Here is a 20,125-nt window from a genome sequence, read left to right as displayed (position 1 = left end):
GACTGGGCTGGAAAGGCGTTTTAAGCGCAATTTATGGGCTATTTTTCAGCAAAAAATGTGTTTCATACCCTCCCCTGTGCATTTCATTCCTGTACCAAGGCATCTCATGCCCGAAACCGATCGCTGTGCGGCGAAAGATTTATCATACAAACAGTTTAATTGACTTTATTTCGCTCGGGAGAACCCACTATGAGTGACAAATCTGGAATGCAAAACGACAACCGCACACGCTGGCTAACGCTGTTTGGCACCATCATTACCCAATTTGCTCTTGGCTCTGTATATACGTGGAGTTTGTTTAACGGACAGCTGTCCCAAAAGCTGGATGAACCGATCAGCCGCGTGGCCTTCTCCTTCGGCTTACTGAGCCTGGGCCTGGCGATTGCTTCTTCTGTCGCGGGCAAGCTGCAAGACCGATTCGGGGTTAAGAAAGTCACGATGGCGGCAGGCGTGGTGATGGCGATAGGTTTTGCGCTCACCTCCCAATCCAACAATTTAATCATGCTGTATCTCAGCGCGGGAGTATTGGTCGGGCTGGCAGACGGCGCGGGCTATCTGATGACACTGTCCAACTGCGTGAAGTGGTTCCCGGAGCGTAAAGGGGTAATTTCAGCCTGTGCCATCGGCGCTTACGGCCTCGGCAGCTTAGGTTTTAAATTTATTTGCGGCCACTTACTCAGCATTTATTCTCTGGAAAGCACCTTTATTATCTGGGGTCTGCTGGCGATGACCATGATTATCATCGGCGGCCTAATGATGACAGACGCGCCTAAGCAGGCTCCTCAGACCATCAACTGTAATGAAGACAACCTGACCAGCAGCCGTGACTTCACGCTGTCAGAAGCCGTGCGCATGCCACAGTACTGGATGCTGGCAATGATGTTCCTCACCTCTTGCATGAGCGGCCTGTATGTTATCGGCGTGGCGAAGGACATCGGCGAAGGTCTGGTGCATCTCAACGCGGTCACCGCCGCCAACGCCGTCACCGTGATTGCCATTGCTAACCTCAGCGGCCGACTGATCCTCGGAGTGCTGTCAGACAAAATGGCGCGCATCCGGGTGATTTCCATGGCGCAGGTCATCTCACTGGTCGGCATGAGCATTCTGCTGTTTTCCAATATGAATGAGACGCTGTTCTTCATCTCCGTAGCCTGTGTGGCCTTCAGCTTCGGCGGTACTATCACCGTCTATCCATCGCTGGTGAGTGACTTCTTCGGGCTGAATAACCTGACCAAAAACTACGGTTTGCTGTATCTCGGCTTCGGCATCGGCAGCGTCATGGGTTCACTTATCGCCTCCCTGTTCGGCGGCTTCATCGTGACCTTCACCTTCATCGCTGTACTTTTAGTGCTCTCTTTGGTGCTTTCAGCCACAATTCGCCTTCCGAACAAAGCCGAACAAGGGCATAATGCGCTCCAGCACGTGTAGCGCAGTTCTTACATGCAGTTAAAATGATGAACGGGAGCATAAATCGCTCCCGTTTCTTATTACTACAACTGTTATGACTAGTAGCTGGCTGCACCTTTAAGGATCTCGCATTAACCGGACAGCTTTACATGAACCGCATCACCCTGATTATCTTCTCCCTGTTTCTTGGCACCCTGAGCTTCAATCTCGCGGCAGCACAGCCGACCAACGCTAAAGATGTTGCCTCCGAGCTTAGCCGCAAGGCTAAAGAAGGCGGCCGCCCGCACTGCACAACGGTTGAAGCAAGCGCTTACAACAAGTTGTCAGCACATACTGATTACCTGAACTGAGCCTCCTGTGAATAAGGCGAAAACGGCCCCCTAAAGCTAAAAGCACGGGACAGGTCAAAGAAACGCCGTCTATTCATCCGCTTTTAGTATGGGTTTGCTATCATGAATTTGCGAAATGAATATAAATTCGCGAGTTCAGTAGGACTTTGGCACGAGCCGTGCGCCAAAGCTCGATAGACACCGGGGCCACTTTCCCCGTCTCATGGAGGGAGTTATGAAAGCAACAGTATTCTGGCTGACGATGGCTGGCGGTTCGATGGCAATAGGTTATGTGATGGCCATGCTCATGGAATTGCTCTAGTTCATATCACGCATCGCGTTAATCGTTCGAGTAACGCTGGATTTTACAACTCCTGCCCTAACCTTACCGAGCGATGACAAAACCATACAGAGCGTTTGATACCTTAGAGCCATCAAGATGTTGTGTGATGTCCCTGTGTAGAAAACCCCTGTAGAACCCTGTTATTTTGCCCGCTTCGTGCGGGCTTTTTTTTATCTGTTTTTTGCCAATCTCAGAGCCGGTGGTGATTTTCGGGCACAAAAAAACCGCAACAGAGTGCGGTTTTGATTTCACCCAAAAATCGAGTTGCACGGAAGGCGACAAGTTCGTCCACCCAACGCATCTGCAATCTGAAGTATTCAGGTTAAAAATGAGTGCCGGTTACTTTCCCGGCCGTCATATTGTGGCGCAAGCGTCCATCGAACACTCCAACATTGCGCAGTCTGAGCAAAACTGTTTCACAACAGAAAAATCGACTTCGCCTATTTCAGGCAATCTCCCAAAACCCTATTTTTTAAAAATGGATAATCGTTAGGAAAATTCGCAAATCGTCTTTTCTGTTGGTAAACGATAATTTTATTAAACGAGCAGTGAATAATATATTCGGAAATTTTTACATGCTCCAGAGAGCAATAAACCTCGATTTTCATCGAGGTTTATTTGAATCGTTGTAACGCTGTCTTAATTATTTTCCTGTCTGCTCCGGGTCTGGCCCATCATCGCTATTGCAGGTTAAAACCATTATGACAGACGATTGTTACAGTACGACTACGTTGCCAGCTGAAGGGCCTTTCATACCATTTTCAATGGTAAATTCAACGTTTTGGCCTTCATCCAGGGTTTTGAAATCATTGCTCTGGATTGCAGAGAAGTGAACGAACACGTCTTTGCTACCGTCTGCAGGGCTGATAAAACCAAAACCTTTACCAGCATCAAACCATTTTACTAAACCAGTCATTTTATTAGACATAAGAAATACCTTCTTGAATTTTATTTTTTAGATGCCATAGGGCAATGAGGGTCTGTTTTTATTATGAGTTACTTATGGGGGCACTAGAGAAGAAAATTCGTCGGAGAAGAGATTTGCTATATCACTTGAACTAGGAACTGCTTTACTAAAATGTCTTTCATAAATAGGTCTTAACGACAAACCGTTGACGCTATTTACACATAGATAACTTTTAGACGCAAGCTTTATTTCAGATTAACTTTAGTTAGCCGGTTTTTATTCTACAGCGATATATACTGCCAGACGGCTAATCACAGAGAATAAATTAAGCAGGTTGAAAGCCTTTTTATGCCCCTCTGCTCCCTCGTCTTTTTAGTAATACTCTATCGTAGTTGTCTCGGGATCATCGAGTCTCTTCGGCAAAGGTTTGTCTTTTTCTGCTGACTTACTGGTTATCTTACAGTGAGTTGCGTTGAAGTGGTCATCATAGTCACAGCGGGTGATCACTTCCCCAAGCAGGACATCTTTAACTCGGGTTTCGATGGTGTTATTGCGTTTTTTCTCTTCGGATTCTGTCGCTTTAATGATGGCGACAAAAGGCCCGGTCGGCGTCGGTTGAGATATTTTCGAAGGGAATCCCGAGGCGTCATACTCAAAATAACTGTTTTTACTCGTATCTTTTTCCTTGATAGCAGCCGTGACATAGCCTTTATCATTGCTTTCATAGCGTGTGTCGTCGGTGAGATCCCGTTCGGGTAAGCAGTTATCTTTCAAAGCATAACGCTTCTGCTTATCTCCCCGATTCACCAGGAAGTTACCCTCTTTGAGCAGATCGACATCTAGCCCCATCAGGGGTGCTACCACTTTTAACTCATTAAAACAGCCGGTTGCCGATAGCGCGCCTTGAAACAAGGAACTGACTTTGCCCTGCTCATCATGCTGCTGTTGCAGGAAGCTTTTTACTTTGCCGCGAATCGGCTCGAAGCCAAAGATATTGGAGTAGCTGGCAAAAATTGGGTTTACCGGCTCGAGGCTGGCTTGCGTATCACATCCATAAAGGAACAGCGTGGATATCGTCAGGGCGGCGACATTCTTCATGTAAAATTCTCGATTAAGGATTGAGGTTCAAACCAACACGATCATTATGCAGGCGCCCATGGACCTATCGCTCTGCGCTGTCACAAAACCAGCCGAATAAAATTTACGCCTTAGCCTGCGCTGGCGACGCATTTCTGACGACGCTCGTCGACCCGTTTGGCAAACCACGCCGTGGTGAGTTTACGGGTAATTTTCGGGCTTTCTAGCTGAATACCCGGCAGTATTTCGCGAGGTAAGCGCTTACCAGCCGTTTTATCCGCTAAGGCGAAAACCTGCTTATAGAGGGAGGTTTGCTCAAACTCCGGCAAGTCACCCTTTTCTAATGCGCGGCGAATAGCAGAATTACTCATTCCCAGCCGTTTGCCAAGTACCCGCACGGCAAGCTCGGTAGACCCAGCCTTATCCGTGCCGTAATTGATGACATCACCATCGAGCGCCAGTGGGATGCCGGACGTGCGGCTCACCGCGCTTTGGAATGCGGCGTTGCGGCTGGCGTACCAACCGGCATTGAAGTCCGCGAAGCGATAAAGCGTCTGGCTGTAATTGGCCGGATAGCCCAATAGGTGCAGCGTGCCGAAATAGATCCCCCCACGGCGGCTAAACACTTCGTGGCGAATGCTCCCGTCGATAGGATACGGATAGCCCTTGGCGTGGGCTTCGGCAAAGGCAATGCTCACCTGCATCGGCCCGCCAGTGTGTACCGGGTTGAGATTGCCAAACAGCTTCTGCCCCATAGGCACCATGCTGATGAAATCATCGAAAATCGCGCTCAGCTCTTTTTCGCTGCGCACTTTGTCCAATCGCTCGCTGTAGGATTTACCATTTGGCGACTTTATTAATAGCGCGGTGTGGACCAGAAAATTAGGCACATGCACCGCGTCGGCGCGCCTATCGATCTCTTTCCAGGCAATTTTCCCCAGCCCCGGCACCGGCGCATCGACACTAAAGTTTGACTCTTGCTGCGCCACCGCCAGCACCGAGCAGATGTTCTCGGTAGTCGGCGCAATGTTCTGCGCGCTAAATGCCGCCGTGATATCCGTCGCCCAGCCCTGACGGTCAGGCACGCTAGCCGGCATCAATCGAACTATCTGCGCTTTGGTGTCTGCCGGGCGGGTTACTGCCGTCTCCGACTGCTTCTTGGTGCTACATCCCGCCAGAACCAGCAAGGCCGTGAGTGAAAGCCAGTACTTACTTTTACGTCGGATCATAGTTTCCCTGTTGATCATTACGTTATCCCGCCGAGAGCAGGTGAAGACCCTCGCCCACAGGCAGGAATGCGCAACGCAATGCGCGTTGCAGAGGTTATAGTCTATGTTTGTAGGTTGAAATGTTTCAAATAAGGAAGAAAATTTCAATGCACACGTCATCTTTGCCCTTTTCATCAAGTCGGGGCATCGCCCTGCGTTATCTGTTGCTGCCTTTCATTATGCTGGCCCTGCTGCTTGCCCTCAGCGGCTGTGGCGATAAAGAGCCCGCCCAGCGCAAAGCCTTTATCGACTTCTTACAGACTCGGATTATGGCGGTGCAAACCGTCGCCGTGCCGCAATTGACCGAAGAAGAGCGTAAAGATTTCGGCAAATACAGTGATGACTATGGGCTGATCACTGATTTTCATCGCCAGATGAGTGAAGAGATGAATGCGTCGCTGGGGCCGGTGTTTGCCAGCCTGAATGAAACCGTGACGGTGAACAAGCTGCTGGAAAAACGCGATGAGCTGCAAAAAATGGCGGAGAGCAGCAGCAACTGGCGGGAAAAATTGGTGGTGCTGCGCAAACAGGCGGACACCCGTCACGCCGCGTTGAAGCAGCCGGATGATTTGAAAAAGGTCTATGACCAGGCTTATGAAAAAGTGGTGGTCCAGCCTAGCGCCGTGGCCGAGCAGGCCTTCACCTTATTGCCAAAAGTGCTGACTCTGGTGGTCGCCAAGGCAGATTTCATCAAGGCGCAGGGCAAAAATGTCACTATTTCTGGCAATCGGCTGCAATTCGATAAACAGGCCACGCTCGACAAATACAATGCCATTCAGCAGCAACTTGTCCCGCTGAATGCCGACCTGATTCAGCTCAGCGGCGAAATGCAGAAAATGGTGCATTAATCGCGCAACCGGCGTCTGGCAGCCCATGGCGGTTTTTTTTGGCCGCGCAATTTTGTTAAGGTGTGCGCCACTACTTTGAAGGAGAGCACCATGAGCGACGATATTCAGTCAAAACGTATTGACCAACTTGAGCGCGTAAACCGCGAATTGCTGGTTCAGATTTCTGCCATGCGCATTCTGTTTGGCGTCGCAGGCAGCGTCATTAACCAAGAGAGTGAAAATGCCTTCACCATCGCCGTTAATGAGACTATCGACGCGGGCAAAGCCGAGCTGGCCAACACGCCAGATCTCGACGATGCCTCGAAGAAATTCCGCGGCGACGTGTTCAAATGTGCGCAATCCCTGCTGCCGGGCACCAAAGCCTAAGCTATTGCGACGCATAAAAAACGTCAGGCCGCTTTACTGCTAGCCTGACGTTTTACGCGATTAATCGCGACAATTTCCGGTAATACTGTCTTTGCCGTGCGCGCAAACATCCGACGAGTTAGGGATCAATCCCCACAAGCGACTATCGGCCACGCACCCCGTCAACATCATGGCCCCGAGCAACAGCACAAAGGCCTTTTTAACCTGAATCCTTCGCCAACTTAACATCACTCAATTCTCAAATTGAAAAATGATAAAACTTCACGTCCACGGACATGCGGGGAAAAGTCGCCGGAAGTGCTGACGCATCCACTTCAACAAAACCTTTCTTCTCATAGAAACGATGTGCGGCGAGGAATTTTTCGGTAGTCCCGAGATAAATATCCTGCAGCTTCTGCGCTCGCGCGTGGTCCAGCAGAGTCTCAAGTAAGCGACCTGCTACCCCATACTCGCTGCCGCGCCACGGCTTGGCTACAAACATTTTTCTCAGCGCGGCCTGCTGCTCGCCAATATCCTTCAGACTGATACAGCCAACCACTTCATCTTCAACTTTCGCTACCCAGAAATCTCCGTGACCTTGTTGGTAAAAGCCGGGAATGTCGCTTAAATCGGGCTGTTGCTCGGCAGTGATCGCCACGCCGAACTCTTGATTCTGAATCGGTAAAATAAGCGCGACGACCGCCGGGGTGTCCCCCCGTGCGAACCGCGCTATCTTGACTTTGCTCTCTGCTGCCATCTCTCCCCCGTCATTGAATTCACTGCCCTGTCAGCAGTTTATGCAGAATGAGGAAAAAAGCAGGGAGGAAATGTGGAAAAAGTGGCTATTTTCGCAAAATTTCAAATCCGGTAGGGATTCGACATCTCATCCTTTATAGCCTTAGAAGCCCGACGCTTAATTATGGCGTATGCAGATTCTTTTGCGCCAGTGGCTGCACCGGCTCAGGTTTGATGCGCATTGCAACAATCACCCCAATCACCAGACAGGCGATACCGGCTAAGGTCATCAGCGGCGGCCACTGGTGGCGCAGCAGGAAGGCGTAGCCCAGACCGGCCAGAATTTCGAACACGATCAGCGGCCCGAGCAGCACGGTCGGCAGACGCTGGCTGGCTTCGTTCCAGCACAGTGCACCTACCCATGAGCAGAACACGCCAATAGCGATCATCAGGCCGATAAACACCCACGGGCGCGGGCCGAACGGCAGCGCGATGCCGGAGTGGCTGATCGACAGCTGGGCGCAAACCAGCAGGAAAGCGACCGTCGCCAGAGGCAGGGTCACGAGGCCCTGCGCCGCCGACCAGGTGATTGGCGACTTGTCCGGGTTTTCGCGCAGCCAGCGGGCATTGCGCAGCGGGAACCAGGTCCAGCAGGCCAGCGCGGCTAAGGCCATGGCGATACCCGTGCCGTAGCGCCACGCGTCAAACGGCTCGGTATTGCCCTTCAGCTCGGCGACGTTGACCAACCCCAGGCCCAACGCAATCACCAGCAGAGCCGGCGTGAGCTTACGCCACGACAACTTGCCCTCCTTCTGACCATAAAACAGGTTGGCCGAAACCGAGATAACCACCGGCAGCGTGCCGATAATCATGGTGGAAATCGGCGAGCCGGTGCGCTGAATGGCGCTGGCGAGGAAGAAGTAATAGATAAGGTTGCCGATCACCGTCTGCTTTAGCGCTTCAATCCAGTCGGCACGCGACAGGTCGCGCAGCGCGTCGCGTTTGATCCACGCCACCACCAGCGCAATCGCGCCAAAAGCCACATAACGGCCAGTCGACTGCATTGACGCCGGATAGTCCGGCACAATCATCGGCCCAACAAAAATCAGTCCCCACATTAAACCCGAAGCCAGGGCGAACAGGACGCCTTTTAACATTTTTAACCTCTAGAAAACATTTACATGCCGTCAGGGTAAAGAGAGGCGTGGGCGCTGTATTGTAGGAAATTGCGCACTTGGCGAAGAAGGGTAAAGCGAGGAGTTAACGCATTGGAGGGTTATTTACCGGACGCGACCTGCTTTTGATAACGCACCGGGGTCGAGCCATAGCGGTTGGAGAAGGCGCGTGTCAGGTGCGCTTGATCGGTCAGGCCAACGCTGAAGGCCACCTGCGCGGCAGGGATGCCAAAACTCAGCATGCGCTTGGCTTCATTGAGGCGAATAGCCATCAGCATCTGGTGCGGCGTGACGTGCATCTGCTGTTTGAATTTACGCAGGAAGTGGTACGGGCTGAGGCTGACCAGCGACGCCAGCTCATCCAAGGTGATGCTGTTGGCGAAGTTTTCCCGCAGATACTCGGTTACTCGGTCAAAACGGTGGGCAGGCTCGGAGCACAGCCGATGCCCGACGTGAGAGTGCGGGCGCAGCAGGTCAGTCACCGCCAGCATCAGGCCGTCGCGGGTCAGCGCGTCGTTAGTATCCCACAACCCGGAGAGCAGTTGCGACAGCTGGCGCGCAGCACGCGGGTCATGGCGCACGGCGTCGGTGAACCAGCGTGCGCGTTCGCCAGACAACTCTTCAAACACCTGCGGCTCGATGTAAATCATGCGATAGAGCCAGCCGCCTTCGGTTTCCGACTGGCCGGTGTGAATCTCATCCGGGTTCATCATCACCAGTGAACCCGCCGACGCCAGATGGTCAGCGCCGCGATAGCGAAAACGCTCGGCGCCGTGTTCAATCGCGCCAATGCCAAAAGCCTCGTGGGAGTGAGGCTCAAAAGCATAGCGATCAATGTGCGCGTGATACAGCTCCACGCCGGGCAGCTGTGGCAAGGCCTTAAACTGCGCGCAGTCCTTGTCGTAGGGGAAAAGCTCCGGTACGCCCTGCATCGTTTTGCCCTCCTCTATCAGACTGGCGGTTAAGTGAGTCCAATAAGGATAGCATTTTTAACTTCAGAGCGGATTCACCCGCTTATTAATAGCGCTGACGGAAATCAGTTCGGCAATGCTGCCTACGTTGAGTTTTTGCAGCACGCTTTTCTTCTGCGCACTGGTTGTTTTCGGGCTTCGATTGAGAATTTGGCTGATCTCGTTGTTCGACTTACCCTGAAGCTCACAGGCACTGATGCGGTGGGCTAAGCCCGAGGGACGCGTCCGATCGTCTGACGCCGCGCGCGGGACAAGGCTTGAAACCTAGGGCTCAGGGGTTCAAAATATAACCTGTGTCCTGTAGGAACTCCGCCCGGCCAATTTATGAAAACACCCAAACCACGTCGCCCTCACGGACGATGGACTTACTACATTATGTATGAAGATATTCTGTGGCCTTGCCCGGTCCGTTGGGAATGGGAAAGCGGCTACGGCGGCTGGCTGCCTTTTTACTATTCACCGACCTTTGAATTTGTGGCGGGCGACCCGGATAAAGCGCTGAAAATCGTCAAAGGCAAAGCCAAGCCCATTCGCAACTCTGTAATATAAACTCAGCACCACGCAGAACACTGCTAAGCTTAAACCAACCGGTTATTTTCTACACCGTTCATCCGTGAAGCTTCCTCGCTATTTCTTCACTCAATTTGCGTACCCACATCGTCGTGTCTAAGCCTGTCCTTTTGCGTACGCATAAGGAATGTTTGCGTGAAAATCCCGTTCAGTGATTGGTTTAAAAGTCATAAAGATCAGCCGGTTTCAGCCGGTAGTACGAAAGAAAATCAGGAAACTTCCGCCATTCAGGCGGAGTTATTCTCAGTAGATCAGATGGAGCGCTACGGCCGAAAGCTGGCGCAATCCCATAAGCTGTCGAGCAAAAAAGCGCCTTATTACCTGCTCAAACGGCTGGATGCCAATGAAACCATGCTGACGCGTAACTGTCAGATCCTCAGCACGGGCGACAAAAAAAGCATCGCCCCGGCCGGCGAGTGGCTGCTCGATAACTTTTATCTGATTGAAGAACAGATTCGCCTGGTGCGTCAGCTGTTGCCGAAAAACTTCGGTAAAGGCCTGCCCGCGCTGGCTGCGCCGCACAACTGCCCGCGCATCTATGACATCGCTACCGAGGTTATCGCCCACAGCGACGGCCACTGGGATGCCACCACCCTGACGCGTTTTATGACCGCCTACCAGAAAGTCACGCCGCTGAAACTGGGCGAGCTGTGGGCGCTGCCCGGCATGCTGCGTCTGGCGCTGATTGAGAATCTGCGGCGAGTGAGTATCGACGTGGCGAAGGCCCAGCAAGAGCGCAATCTGGCCGACCGCTGGGTGAACAAAATGCAGGACACCGCCGAAAACGACCCGGCGCGTTTGATCATCGTGATCGCCGACATGGCGCGCACCAACCCGCCGCGCACCAGTGCCTTTGTCGCCGAGTTAGTGCGCCGACTGCAAGGCCACGGCTCGATGCTGGCCCTGCCGTTGACCTGGATTGAGCAGCGTCTGACCGAGGTCGGCCTGACCACCTCTGAGCTGATTGCCCGTTTCAACCAGCAGTTAGCCGTCAGCCAGCTCTCCGTCAGTAACAGCATTATTGGCCTGCGCCAGTTGAATGAGATGGACTGGGCGGACTTCGCCGAAAGCATGAGTCTGGTGGAGAGCATCTTGCACCAGGACCCGGCGGGCATTTATCCGACCATGCACTTCGACACCCGCGATAATTATCGCCACGTGATTGAGATGCTGGCGCGCCACTGTATTTATGATGAAGCCGGCGTTGCCCGGCAGGTGATTGCCCTGACCCAAGCCGCGCCGCCGGACAGCCGCATGCGCCACGTCGGCTATTTTCTGGTGGATAAAGGCCGCGACGCGCTCGAGAAGCATCTGGATATCCGCTATTCAGCCCTCAGCCGTTTTCGCCAGCAGCTCAACAAAACCCCTTTGCTTTCATGGCTGGGCAGCCTGAGCCTGCTAATCACCGCCCTCACCGCCGATCTGCTGCTGCACACCCACGATCGAGGCATGACCTGGCCGCTGTGGCTGCTGGCTATTCCGATTGTGATTGTCTGTAGCCAGTTTGTGATGAGTTTACTGAGCGAAGCCACCACCCGCAGCCGCACGCCGCACCCTTTGCCACGGCTGGATTTCTCCAAAGAGATCCCCGAACGCTTCAGCACGCTGGTAGCCATTCCCTGCCTGCTCGGCAGCCGCGCGGGGATTGACACCTTGGTCAACAGCCTCGAAGTCTGTTATCTCGGTAACACCCGCGCTCACCTCTATTTCGCCCTGATCGCCGATTTTCACGACAGTAACACCCGTTATCGCGACGCCGACGATCGCCTGCTGGAATACGCCACGGCGCAAATCGAGCTGCTCAATCGCCGCTATCCGCAGGCACCCGACGGACTGTTCAGCCTGCTGCATCGCGAAAGTGAGTTCAACCCGTCGCAAGGCGTATGGATGGGCTATGAGCGCAAACGCGGCAAGCTGAGCGCCCTTAACCACTGGCTGCGTGGCCAGAGCAACGCTTTCTCCACCGTGATTGGTGCCACTCAGCAACAGCTCTCCAAGGTGAAGTACGTTATTACCCTCGACAGCGATACCGTGCTGCCCCGCGCCACGGCCCATCAGCTGGTTGCCGCCATGGCCCACCCGCTCAACCATCCGATTTTTGACGCTGAACTTGGTCGAGTGGTCGAGGGCTACGCCATCCTGCAACCGCGACTGGCTGAGGAGATCCCGCGTTACGGTCAGGGGCGCTACGCCGCCCTGAGCAGCAGTAAGCCGGGCAATGATCCTTACTCCTCCATGTCGTCAGACATCTATCAGGACCTGTTTGGCGAGGGATCTTTTGTCGGCAAGGGCATCTACGATGTCGATATGTTCACTCAGGCCACCCACAACACCTGCCCGGAAAATCTGGTGCTCAGCCACGACCTGTTGGAAGGCTGCTACGCCCGTTCCGGCATGCTGAGCGACGTGGTGCTGTATGAGCAATATCCGGCCAACTATCTGGTGGACGCGGCGCGCCGTTCGCGCTGGATCCGCGGCGACTGGCAGTTGCTCAACTGGCTGCGCCTGCGGGTGCGGCGGGCCGATGGCACGCGCCACGCCAACCCGCTAAGTACCCTGTCGCGCTGGAAACTGCTCGACAACCTGCGCCGCAGTCTGGTGGCGCCAAGCCTGCTGGTGATGCTGTTTTGCACTATCACGATAGTGCCCAATCCGGCCTACTGGTTGGGCTTTATCGCCACGCTGCTGCTATTCCCGACGGCGGTGGCGCTGCTGTTAGACCTGCTGAATAAAGGTCCGCGACGCCCGCTGTTGCAGCATGTCAAAACCGTGTTGGCCTCGACGCTGACCCGCCTGTCGCACCTGTTACTGACCCTCAGTACCCTGCCGCACGAGAGCTATTACAACCTGAAGGCTATCCTCGTCACCCTGTGGCGGCTGGCGATCAGCCATAAGCATCTCAATGAGTGGGCCAGCTTCGACGCCAGTAAAACCCGCTATTCGCTGTCGCCGGAGAACTTCTACCGCGCCATGTGGGTTAACCCGCTGGCCGGGGTGCTGTTTGTGCTGCTGACCCTGCACTTCAACCCTCTGTATATGACGCTCGCCGTGCCGCTGGGCGTCCTGTGGTTCTTCGCGCCGCGCCTGCTGAGCTGGATGAGCAAAACGCCGGGCAAGCCTCAGGCGGATATCAACCTGAAACAGCGCCGCTTCCTGCGCCAGACCGCCCGCGAAACCTGGGCCTTCTTCGCCACATTCGTGAATAAAGACGAGAACTGGCTGCCGCCGGATAACTATCAGGAGGTGCCGGAGCCGGTGATTGCTCACCGCACCTCGCCGACCAATATCGGCCTGTCGCTGCTGGCCAACATGACGGCGATGGACTTCGGCTATATCACGCAGGGCGATCTGCTGCTGCGCACCACCAATACGCTGGATACGCTGGACAAGCTCGAGCACTATCGCGGCCACCTCTATAACTGGTATGACACCCGCACCCTCGCGCCGCTCAATCCGCGCTATATCTCCAGCGTCGATAGCGGCAATCTGGCCGGGCACTTGCTCACTCTGAGCACCGGGCTGGCGGCCTTGCGCCATCTGCCCGCGATTGACATCAAACAGGTACTGGCGGGGATCGAAGATACCCTCTATCTGGTGGAAAGCGGCGCGGGGACCGGCAAACGGGAAACCCTCAAGCCACTGCGCCAGCACTGGCTTAACGCCAGCGGACTGCCGCAGCATCAGGTGTTCAATGAGCTAAATGCCATGCTGACTCTGACCTCGACGCTGCTGCTAGAACCCAATGGCGACGTGCGCTGGCTGAGTGCACTCAAGGTGCAACTGAGCGAATTTTGCCAGGAGTGGGCGCTGCTTTATGGCTGGATGCAGCAAGAGCCGGGGGGCAAAGTGCTGCCTTCGCTGGTCTGGCTGTCTCAGTTGGAAGGCAAGGTGCCAGGGCTGAACCGGGCCAAAATCGCGCTGACCGTCACCCTGGCGCGCAAGCGGCTGGTGCTGATTAGCGAACTGGAAAAACGCCTCGCCGACCATGCGCGGATGGACTTCAAATTCCTCTACAACACCACCACTAGCCTGCTGAGTGTCGGCTATAACTGCGACATTAATAAGCTGGATAGCGGCCATTACGACCTGCTTCCTTCGGAGATTCGCCTCACCAACTACTTCACCATTGCCACCAACCAACTGCCGCTGAAAAGCTGGTTTGCCCTCGGCAGGCTGTTTACCCAGATAGACAAAAAGCCGTCGCTGATGTCGTGGAGCGGCTCGATGTTTGAATATCTGATGCCGCAGCTGGTGATGCCGGGCTATCCCGACACCCTGCTGGTGCAGATGTGCCGCGCCGCCGTGAAACGCCAGATTGACTGGGGTAACGAGCACGGCGTGCCGTGGGGGATTTCTGAATCGGCCTACGCCTCCTTCGACCCCAACCATAACTACCAGTATCACGCGTTCGGCGTGCCGGGCCTGGGCCTGAAGCGCGGCTTGGGCGAAGACATGGTGATCGCCCCGTATGCCACGCTGATGGCGCTGGTAGTCGAGCCGCAAAAAGCCTGCGGCAACCTGCTGGAACTGGAGGCGCTGGGCGCGCGCGGCCAGTATGGCTTCTACGAGGCGCTGGACCACACCCCGTCGCGCCTCAACCGTGGGCAAAGCTACGTGATTGTGCGCTCTTATATGGCGCACCATCAGGGTATGGGCTTCCTCGCGCTGTCGCATTTGCTGCTCGACGCGCCGATGGTCGATCGCTTCGCCGCCAATACCTCATTCCAGTCGGCGCGCCTGCTGCTGCAAGAGCGCGTGCCTGACGCCGTGGATCTCTACAGCCCGCGCCGCCAGTTTGAATCGGTGGAGGGTTCGCTACAGGCGGTGAATGTGGATATTCGCGAATTCAACAATGTGGACAGCCCTATTCCCGAAGTACAGTTGCTGTCGAACACCCATTACCACCTGATGCTGACGCAGGCGGGCGGCGGCTACAGCACCTGGCACAATCTCGCGCTGACCCGCTGGCGCGAAGATGCCACCCGCGGCCAGCGCGGCACCTTCTGCTATATCAGTGACCCACAGACCGGCGAGGTGTGGAGCAACGCGTGGCAGCCGATGGGGCAAAAGGCCAGTCTTTATCAGGCAGTGTTTACCGACGCCAGCGTGGAGTTTAAGCGCACCGAAGGCCAGCTGATCATGCACACCAAAATCGTGGTATCGCCGGAAGATGACGTCGAACTTCGCCGCATGACCTTGACTCACCGAGGCCGCCAGCCGCGCGTCATTGAGATAACGACTTACGCGGAAGTGGTGCTGGCCCCGGCCGCCAATGACCTCACCCACCCGGCCTTTAGCAACCTGTTTATCCAGACCGAGCTGGTGGCCGATCGCGAAGGCATTCTGTGCCACCGCCGCCCGCGTGAGGAGAACGAGGCCTGCCCGTGGCTGTTCCACATGCTGGCTATTCATGGCCCGACCGACCGCGAAACCTCGTTTGAAACTGACCGCGCCGCCTTTATTGGCCGTGGGCATACTTCCGCTGACCCACAGGCGCTGGCCAACCCCGGCCCGCTCGGCAACAGCGCGGGGCCGGTGCTGGATCCTATCGTCGCTATCCGCCAGCGGGTGGTGCTCAAGCCCGGCGTGCCGCTGGTGATCGATATGGTTTACGGCATCACCCCTGAGCGCCACCTTAGTCTGGCGATGATGGAGAAATACCGTGACCACAACATCGCCGACCGCGTGTTCGAGCTGGCCTGGTCGCACAGTCAGGTGACATTGCGCCAGATAAACGCCAATGAGGATGACGCCAACTTCTACAATCGGCTGGCCAGCGCGGTGCTGTTCCCAAGCGCCGAACTGCGCGCCGATGCCCAAACCCTGGGTCGGAACCGTCGCGGGCAGTCCGGCCTGTGGGGCCACGCGCTCTCCGGCGACTTGCCGATCGTGCTGCTGTCGATCACCAGTGCGGAGAACATCCTGATGGTCACGCATTTGATTCGTGCCCATAACTACTGGCGTCTAAAAGGGCTGAGCGTGGATTTGGTGATCCTGAGTAACGATCAGGGCGGCTATCAGCAAGAGTTGCACAATGAGATCATGAGCCGCGTTGCGGCCGGTGCCGAGTCGAGCCTGATGGACAAGCCGGGCGGCATCTTCGTGCGCAAAGGCGAGCACATGACCTCGGAAGACCGCACCCTGCTGATGAGCGTCGCCAGCATTTGGTTCGACGACCGCCACGGCGGGTTGCTTGACCAGTTCAACCAAAAAATGCAGCAGCCGCAGAACATTCAGCCGCTGCTGGTGCCGATGTCGATTCTGCCGAAGAACCTGCACGCGCCGCGCGAGTTTGACACTCACTCGCTGAGCTTCTTCAACGGCCTGGGCGGTTTCTCGCCGGATGGCCGCGAGTACCAAATCCTGCTGCCAGAGGGCAAAAACACCCCTGCCCCTTGGTCCAACGTGATAGCCAACGCCAACTTCGGCACGGTGATCTCCGAAAGCGGGCAGGCTTACACCTGGTTTGAAAACGCCCACGAATATCGCCTGACGCCGTGGGAAAACGACCCGGTGACCGACGGCTCCGGCGAGGCTTTCTACCTGCGTGACGAAGAGAGTGGCGAAGTTTGGTCGCCCATGCCGCTGCCAGTTCGCGGCGACGGCGACTATTTAACCCGCCACGGCTTTGGTTACAGCCGCTTTGAGCATCGCCAGAGTGGCATCGACAGCGAGTTAACCGTGCTGGTGGCGGAACACGCGCCGGTGAAACTGTTTATTCTAACTCTGAGCAACAGCTCGGGCCGTCCGCGTAAGCTGTCGGCTACGGGCTATGTCGAATGGATCATGGCCGATCTGCGGGCGAAATCCGCCATGCACGTGATGACGCGCAGCGCCTCGGTGGACAAAGGCTGCGGCGTGTTAGCGACCAACTACTACGGCAGCAATGGCTCGGAGCGTACCGCCTTCTTCGCCGTCACCGGCGTTCACTGCTCGGTGAGTGGCGACCGGCGCGAATTCTTGGGGCGCAACGGCTCTCCGCGCGCCCCGGCGGCGATGCAGTTTCAGCGTCTGTCCGGCAAAACCGGCGCGGGGCTTGACCCTTGTGGCGCAGTGCAGTCGGCCACCACGCTGATTGACGGCGACCAGCGCACCTTCGTCTTCACCCTCGGCCTTGGGCAAAACGCGCAGGACGCTGAACAGCTGATCCGACAGTTCCTTGATGAAAACGCGGCCCGCCGCGAGCTGGACAACATTCACCACCACTGGCATCAGGTGCTGGATAAAATTCAGATCCACACGCCGGAGCCGTCCGTCAACCTGCTGACCAACGGCTGGCTGATTTACCAGACGCTGGCCTGCCGCATTATGGCGCGCAGCGGCTACTACCAGTCCGGCGGCGCTTTTGGTTTCCGCGACCAGTTGCAGGACACCCTCTCTCTGACCCACGCCGCGCCGGAGCGGATGCGCGAACAGATCCTGCTCTGCGCGTCCCGCCAGTTCGCCGAGGGTGATGTCCAGCACTGGTGGCATCCGCCGTCAGGCAACGGCGTGCGCACGCGCTGCTCAGACGACTATCTGTGGCTGCCGCTGGCGATGTGCCACTACATTGACGTGACGGGGGACGTGGCGATTGCCGACCAGCCGGTGGGGTATATCGAAGCGCGGCTGCTGGCACCGGAAGAGGAGTCTTTCTACGAGCAGCCGACCCTCAGCAACCTCAACGAGACACTGTTCGAGCACGGGGTGCGCGCCATCAAACATGGCCTGAACTTCGGCAAAAACGGCCTGCCGCTGATGGGCGCGGGGGACTGGAATGACGGCATGAACAACGTCGGCATCAAAGGTCAGGGAGAGAGCGTCTGGCTGGGCTTCTTCCTCTACAACGTGTTGCAGCGCTTTGCGGCGCTGGCCGAACGCTTGGGCAAATCCGACATCGTCACCCTGTGCCAGCAGCAGGCGGCGACGTTGAAACAGAACCTGCACGATAACGCGTGGGACGGCGAATGGTACCTGCGCGGCTACTTCGACAGCGGCGAAACCTTGGGTTCTCATCTCAACAATGAGTGCCAGATTGACGCCATCGCCCAGAGTTGGTCGGTACTTTCCGGCGCGGGCGACCCCGAGCGCAGCCAGCAGGCGATGAAACAGTTGGATAACCGTTTGGTGGATGATCAGGCCGGGCTGATTCGCCTGCTCACCCCGCCGTTTAACGGCGACGGACCAAACCCCGGCTACATTCGCGGCTACTTGCCGGGCGTGCGGGAGAACGGCGGGCAGTATACCCACGGCGCGATCTGGGCCGTAATGGCCTTCGCCGAAATGGGCGATATTGAACGGGCGTGGCAGCTGATGTCGCTCATCAACCCGATCAACCACAGCCTGAATGCCGAAGGGGTAGACCGTTACAAGGTCGAGCCTTACGTCATCACCGCCGACATCTACACCGTCGATCCGCACAACGGGCGCGGCGGCTGGAGCTGGTACACCGGCTCGGCAGGCTGGACCTATCGCCTAATCACCGAGTCGCTGCTGGGCATTAAGCGCCACGGCGAGTTTATCTCCATCTATACCCGCCTGCCCGCCGACTGGCCGCAGGTCAGCCTGACCTATCAACAGGGCAGCAGCCAGTACCACATCACGGTGAAACGCGGCGAAAATGACTATCAGGTGGTGATGGACGGGCAACCTGTATCTGACGGTATGATCCCCGTGCGGGATGATGGCGTAAACCATCAGGTGGAGGTTTGGTTGGCAGAGTAATTCTCTTTCCCTATTTCAGCGTATCTCAGCCTTCTCCCTAAAAAGGAGAAGGCCCCTCACGTCGGTTCCCCGCTTTAAGACTATTCTGTACCCTTCAAAAATAAATGAATAATTTCATAAAGATACAATAGTTACTTTGCTTACAAATCTTCCCGCCCTCGCGCGATTCTTGATCATTTAGTGCGACTAAGCCTGTACAGGTTTTAGATTCTTGTATAGCTTTGTCGTCACGCAGGTGACTATTAGCCATATATTTGAAGGGTGAGGGAACATATGCAGCAATCAAATTCGAAGCAAAATCTGTCTGTAATGGATGCGGCACACTTCTCCACCGAGGTGCTGTTTTCAGAAGAAGAAACCATGGGACAGATCGTCGTTGAGATTTTAACGGCTGGCAGAAATCTTAACCGTAAAGCACTGTGCGATAAGCTGTTAAACCGAATTGAAACCGCAAAGTCTGGCGCGCAGGAAAAACACTATTTAGCCTGCCTGCAGCTGGTACTTGAGCGCGACGCCTAGAAACAAACCACTTTGAGATGTTGGCACGACCGTATTTCCTCTTGATGCACCGTCATTCCTCATTAACGCACGTGCGTTTAGGGAGAGGGGCTAGAGAGCAACTCTGAGCCTGACACCGATATGCGTTTGTCCAGGTAAGGCATTAGAGGTCATTACTATGTTTAGAAGTGAAGATGAAAAACTGACGGACCTGCTTCTGGGCGAAGCCGTCGTCGCCCTGCTCAAGTCTAAGAGCGCCATTTCCATTGAGCGTCTTCTCACCCAGCTGCAATTTATGGCTGGCCGCGAGAATGACCCTCAACGGAAACGGATGTGCGAACAGGTCATAAACGAGATCCGCCACGGTGCGAAAGACCAGCAGGGGCGGTTCACTTACGAAATCTACAGCACGGACAACGTGCGACACTTTTTTAATGCTGAAGGGCCATCCGATGAACGTAAAAAGCACTAACACCACCGATTTGGATATGCTTGAGCACCAAGACACCAACGCCACGCGAGGCATGGGGTCAATTTCCGACGAAGTCACACAGCACCATGTTTACCAACACTTTGCTAAATCAGGAGATATGTACTCCTCCGAAACTGAAGCGCTGGGCGGCGCCATCCGCGCCATCTTGGCCCAACGCGGCAAAGTGACGAATAAAGACATTATTCTGCATCTGATCATGCAGCTTGAAACTACCAACGATGTTGTTCAGCTCGACATCCTGCGCAACGCGCTGGAACTGGTGGTCGGCATTACGCCTGACGACGCGGTGTTTTGATCGCGGGCGCAGCCTAGCGTTATTGTAAACGCATCCCAACATTAGCCATTTTTGGACAATGTTGGGATGCGTTTTTTGTTTAATCCTCCCTCTCCTTCGATCACTCTCTGCCCCACTCCTCGCGCCACAAACAACTCCAAAAACAACCGTTTATACATCAG

16 protein-coding genes are annotated in these 20,125 nt (G+C 55.4%); 9 read left to right on the top strand and 7 right to left on the bottom strand.

What is annotated here, in order from left to right; genetic code table 11:
• Positions 1-189: 189 nt before the first annotated feature.
• Together ACT3RR_RS00455 and ACT3RR_RS00450 are read left to right on the top strand one after the other, a co-directional pair.
• Positions 190-1,428 carry an L-lactate MFS transporter gene (locus ACT3RR_RS00455; protein WP_353501214.1) on the top strand — a complete coding sequence of 413 codons (1,239 nt, stop codon included), beginning with the start codon at positions 190-192 and terminating at the stop codon, positions 1,426-1,428.
• Positions 1,429-1,556: 128 nt separating this feature from the next.
• Entirely contained in the window at positions 1,557-1,757 is a 201-nt protein-coding gene (locus ACT3RR_RS00450; protein ID WP_353501213.1) for a hypothetical protein, read from the top strand.
• A gap of 1,037 nt (positions 1,758-2,794) precedes the next feature.
• Here ACT3RR_RS00450 and cspE read toward each other — a convergent pair.
• The 3 genes from cspE to ACT3RR_RS00435 form a co-directional block, all read right to left on the bottom strand.
• Complete coding sequence (gene cspE, locus ACT3RR_RS00445) at positions 2,795-3,007, bottom strand: transcription antiterminator/RNA stability regulator CspE (RefSeq protein WP_034788110.1); 213 nt, start codon at positions 3,005-3,007, stop codon at positions 2,795-2,797.
• A gap of 351 nt (positions 3,008-3,358) precedes the next feature.
• Positions 3,359-4,084, bottom strand: a complete 726-nt coding sequence (locus ACT3RR_RS00440; protein WP_496199535.1) for a YnfC family lipoprotein — start codon at positions 4,082-4,084, stop codon at positions 3,359-3,361.
• Between the two features lie 110 nt (positions 4,085-4,194).
• Entirely contained in the window at positions 4,195-5,292 is a 1,098-nt protein-coding gene (locus ACT3RR_RS00435; RefSeq protein ID WP_496199534.1) for a DUF1615 domain-containing protein, read from the bottom strand.
• A 146-nt stretch (positions 5,293-5,438) separates the two neighbouring features.
• On the opposite strand from ACT3RR_RS00435, the gene ACT3RR_RS00430 reads away from it, so the two are divergent.
• Positions 5,439-6,179 (top strand): DUF3053 domain-containing protein, encoded by a 741-nt coding sequence (locus ACT3RR_RS00430; protein WP_485901751.1) that lies wholly within the window; start codon positions 5,439-5,441, stop codon positions 6,177-6,179.
• 90 nt (positions 6,180-6,269) lie between these two features.
• Positions 6,270-6,545, top strand: coding sequence for a hypothetical protein (locus tag ACT3RR_RS00425; protein ID WP_496199533.1), 276 nt, complete (start codon positions 6,270-6,272; stop codon positions 6,543-6,545).
• A gap of 238 nt (positions 6,546-6,783) precedes the next feature.
• Here the strand turns inward: ACT3RR_RS00425 and ACT3RR_RS00420 are convergent, their stop codons facing one another.
• From ACT3RR_RS00420 to ACT3RR_RS00405, 4 genes are all read right to left on the bottom strand, one after another.
• On the bottom strand, positions 6,784-7,281 hold the full coding sequence (locus tag ACT3RR_RS00420) for a GNAT family N-acetyltransferase (RefSeq protein ID WP_496199532.1): 498 nt from the start codon (positions 7,279-7,281) through the stop codon (positions 6,784-6,786).
• Between the two features lie 160 nt (positions 7,282-7,441).
• A complete protein-coding gene (locus tag ACT3RR_RS00415; protein ID WP_496199531.1) occupies positions 7,442-8,416 on the bottom strand; it encodes a DMT family transporter in 975 nt (324 codons plus the stop codon).
• A gap of 119 nt (positions 8,417-8,535) precedes the next feature.
• Positions 8,536-9,366 carry an AraC family ligand binding domain-containing protein gene (locus ACT3RR_RS00410; RefSeq protein ID WP_496199530.1) on the bottom strand — a complete coding sequence of 277 codons (831 nt, stop codon included), beginning with the start codon at positions 9,364-9,366 and terminating at the stop codon, positions 8,536-8,538.
• A gap of 63 nt (positions 9,367-9,429) precedes the next feature.
• Positions 9,430-9,603, bottom strand: a complete 174-nt coding sequence (locus tag ACT3RR_RS00405; RefSeq protein WP_496199814.1) for a helix-turn-helix domain-containing protein — start codon at positions 9,601-9,603, stop codon at positions 9,430-9,432.
• 126 nt (positions 9,604-9,729) lie between these two features.
• Here ACT3RR_RS00405 and ACT3RR_RS00400 point away from each other — a divergent pair, with 126 nt between their 5' ends.
• The 5 genes from ACT3RR_RS00400 (at position 9,730) to ACT3RR_RS00380 (ending at position 19,964) form a co-directional block, all read left to right on the top strand.
• Positions 9,730-9,954 (top strand): hypothetical protein, encoded by a 225-nt coding sequence (locus ACT3RR_RS00400; protein ID WP_353501205.1) that lies wholly within the window; start codon positions 9,730-9,732, stop codon positions 9,952-9,954.
• Positions 9,955-10,110: 156 nt separating this feature from the next.
• Complete coding sequence (locus ACT3RR_RS00395; RefSeq protein WP_496199529.1) at positions 10,111-18,678, top strand: GH36-type glycosyl hydrolase domain-containing protein; 8,568 nt, start codon at positions 10,111-10,113, stop codon at positions 18,676-18,678.
• A 273-nt stretch (positions 18,679-18,951) separates the two neighbouring features.
• Positions 18,952-19,197: a regulatory protein YcgZ gene (gene ycgZ / locus ACT3RR_RS00390; protein WP_353501204.1), complete on the top strand. Its 246-nt coding sequence runs from the start codon at positions 18,952-18,954 to the stop codon at positions 19,195-19,197.
• A 157-nt stretch (positions 19,198-19,354) separates the two neighbouring features.
• Positions 19,355-19,648 carry a hypothetical protein gene (locus ACT3RR_RS00385; protein ID WP_353501203.1) on the top strand — a complete coding sequence of 98 codons (294 nt, stop codon included), beginning with the start codon at positions 19,355-19,357 and terminating at the stop codon, positions 19,646-19,648.
• Complete coding sequence (locus ACT3RR_RS00380) at positions 19,629-19,964, top strand: biofilm/acid-resistance regulator YmgB/AriR (RefSeq protein ID WP_353501202.1); 336 nt, start codon at positions 19,629-19,631, stop codon at positions 19,962-19,964. The genes ACT3RR_RS00385 and ACT3RR_RS00380 overlap by 20 nt, the downstream gene beginning before the upstream one ends.
• The last annotated feature ends 161 nt before the right edge of the window (positions 19,965-20,125 follow it).

Origin of the sequence: Ewingella sp. AOP8-B2-18 (assembly GCF_052376015.1) — a bacterium.
Taxonomy (GTDB): Bacteria; Pseudomonadota; Gammaproteobacteria; order Enterobacterales; family Enterobacteriaceae; genus Ewingella; species Ewingella allii.
This window is presented reverse-complemented; position numbering and strand designations above follow the sequence as displayed.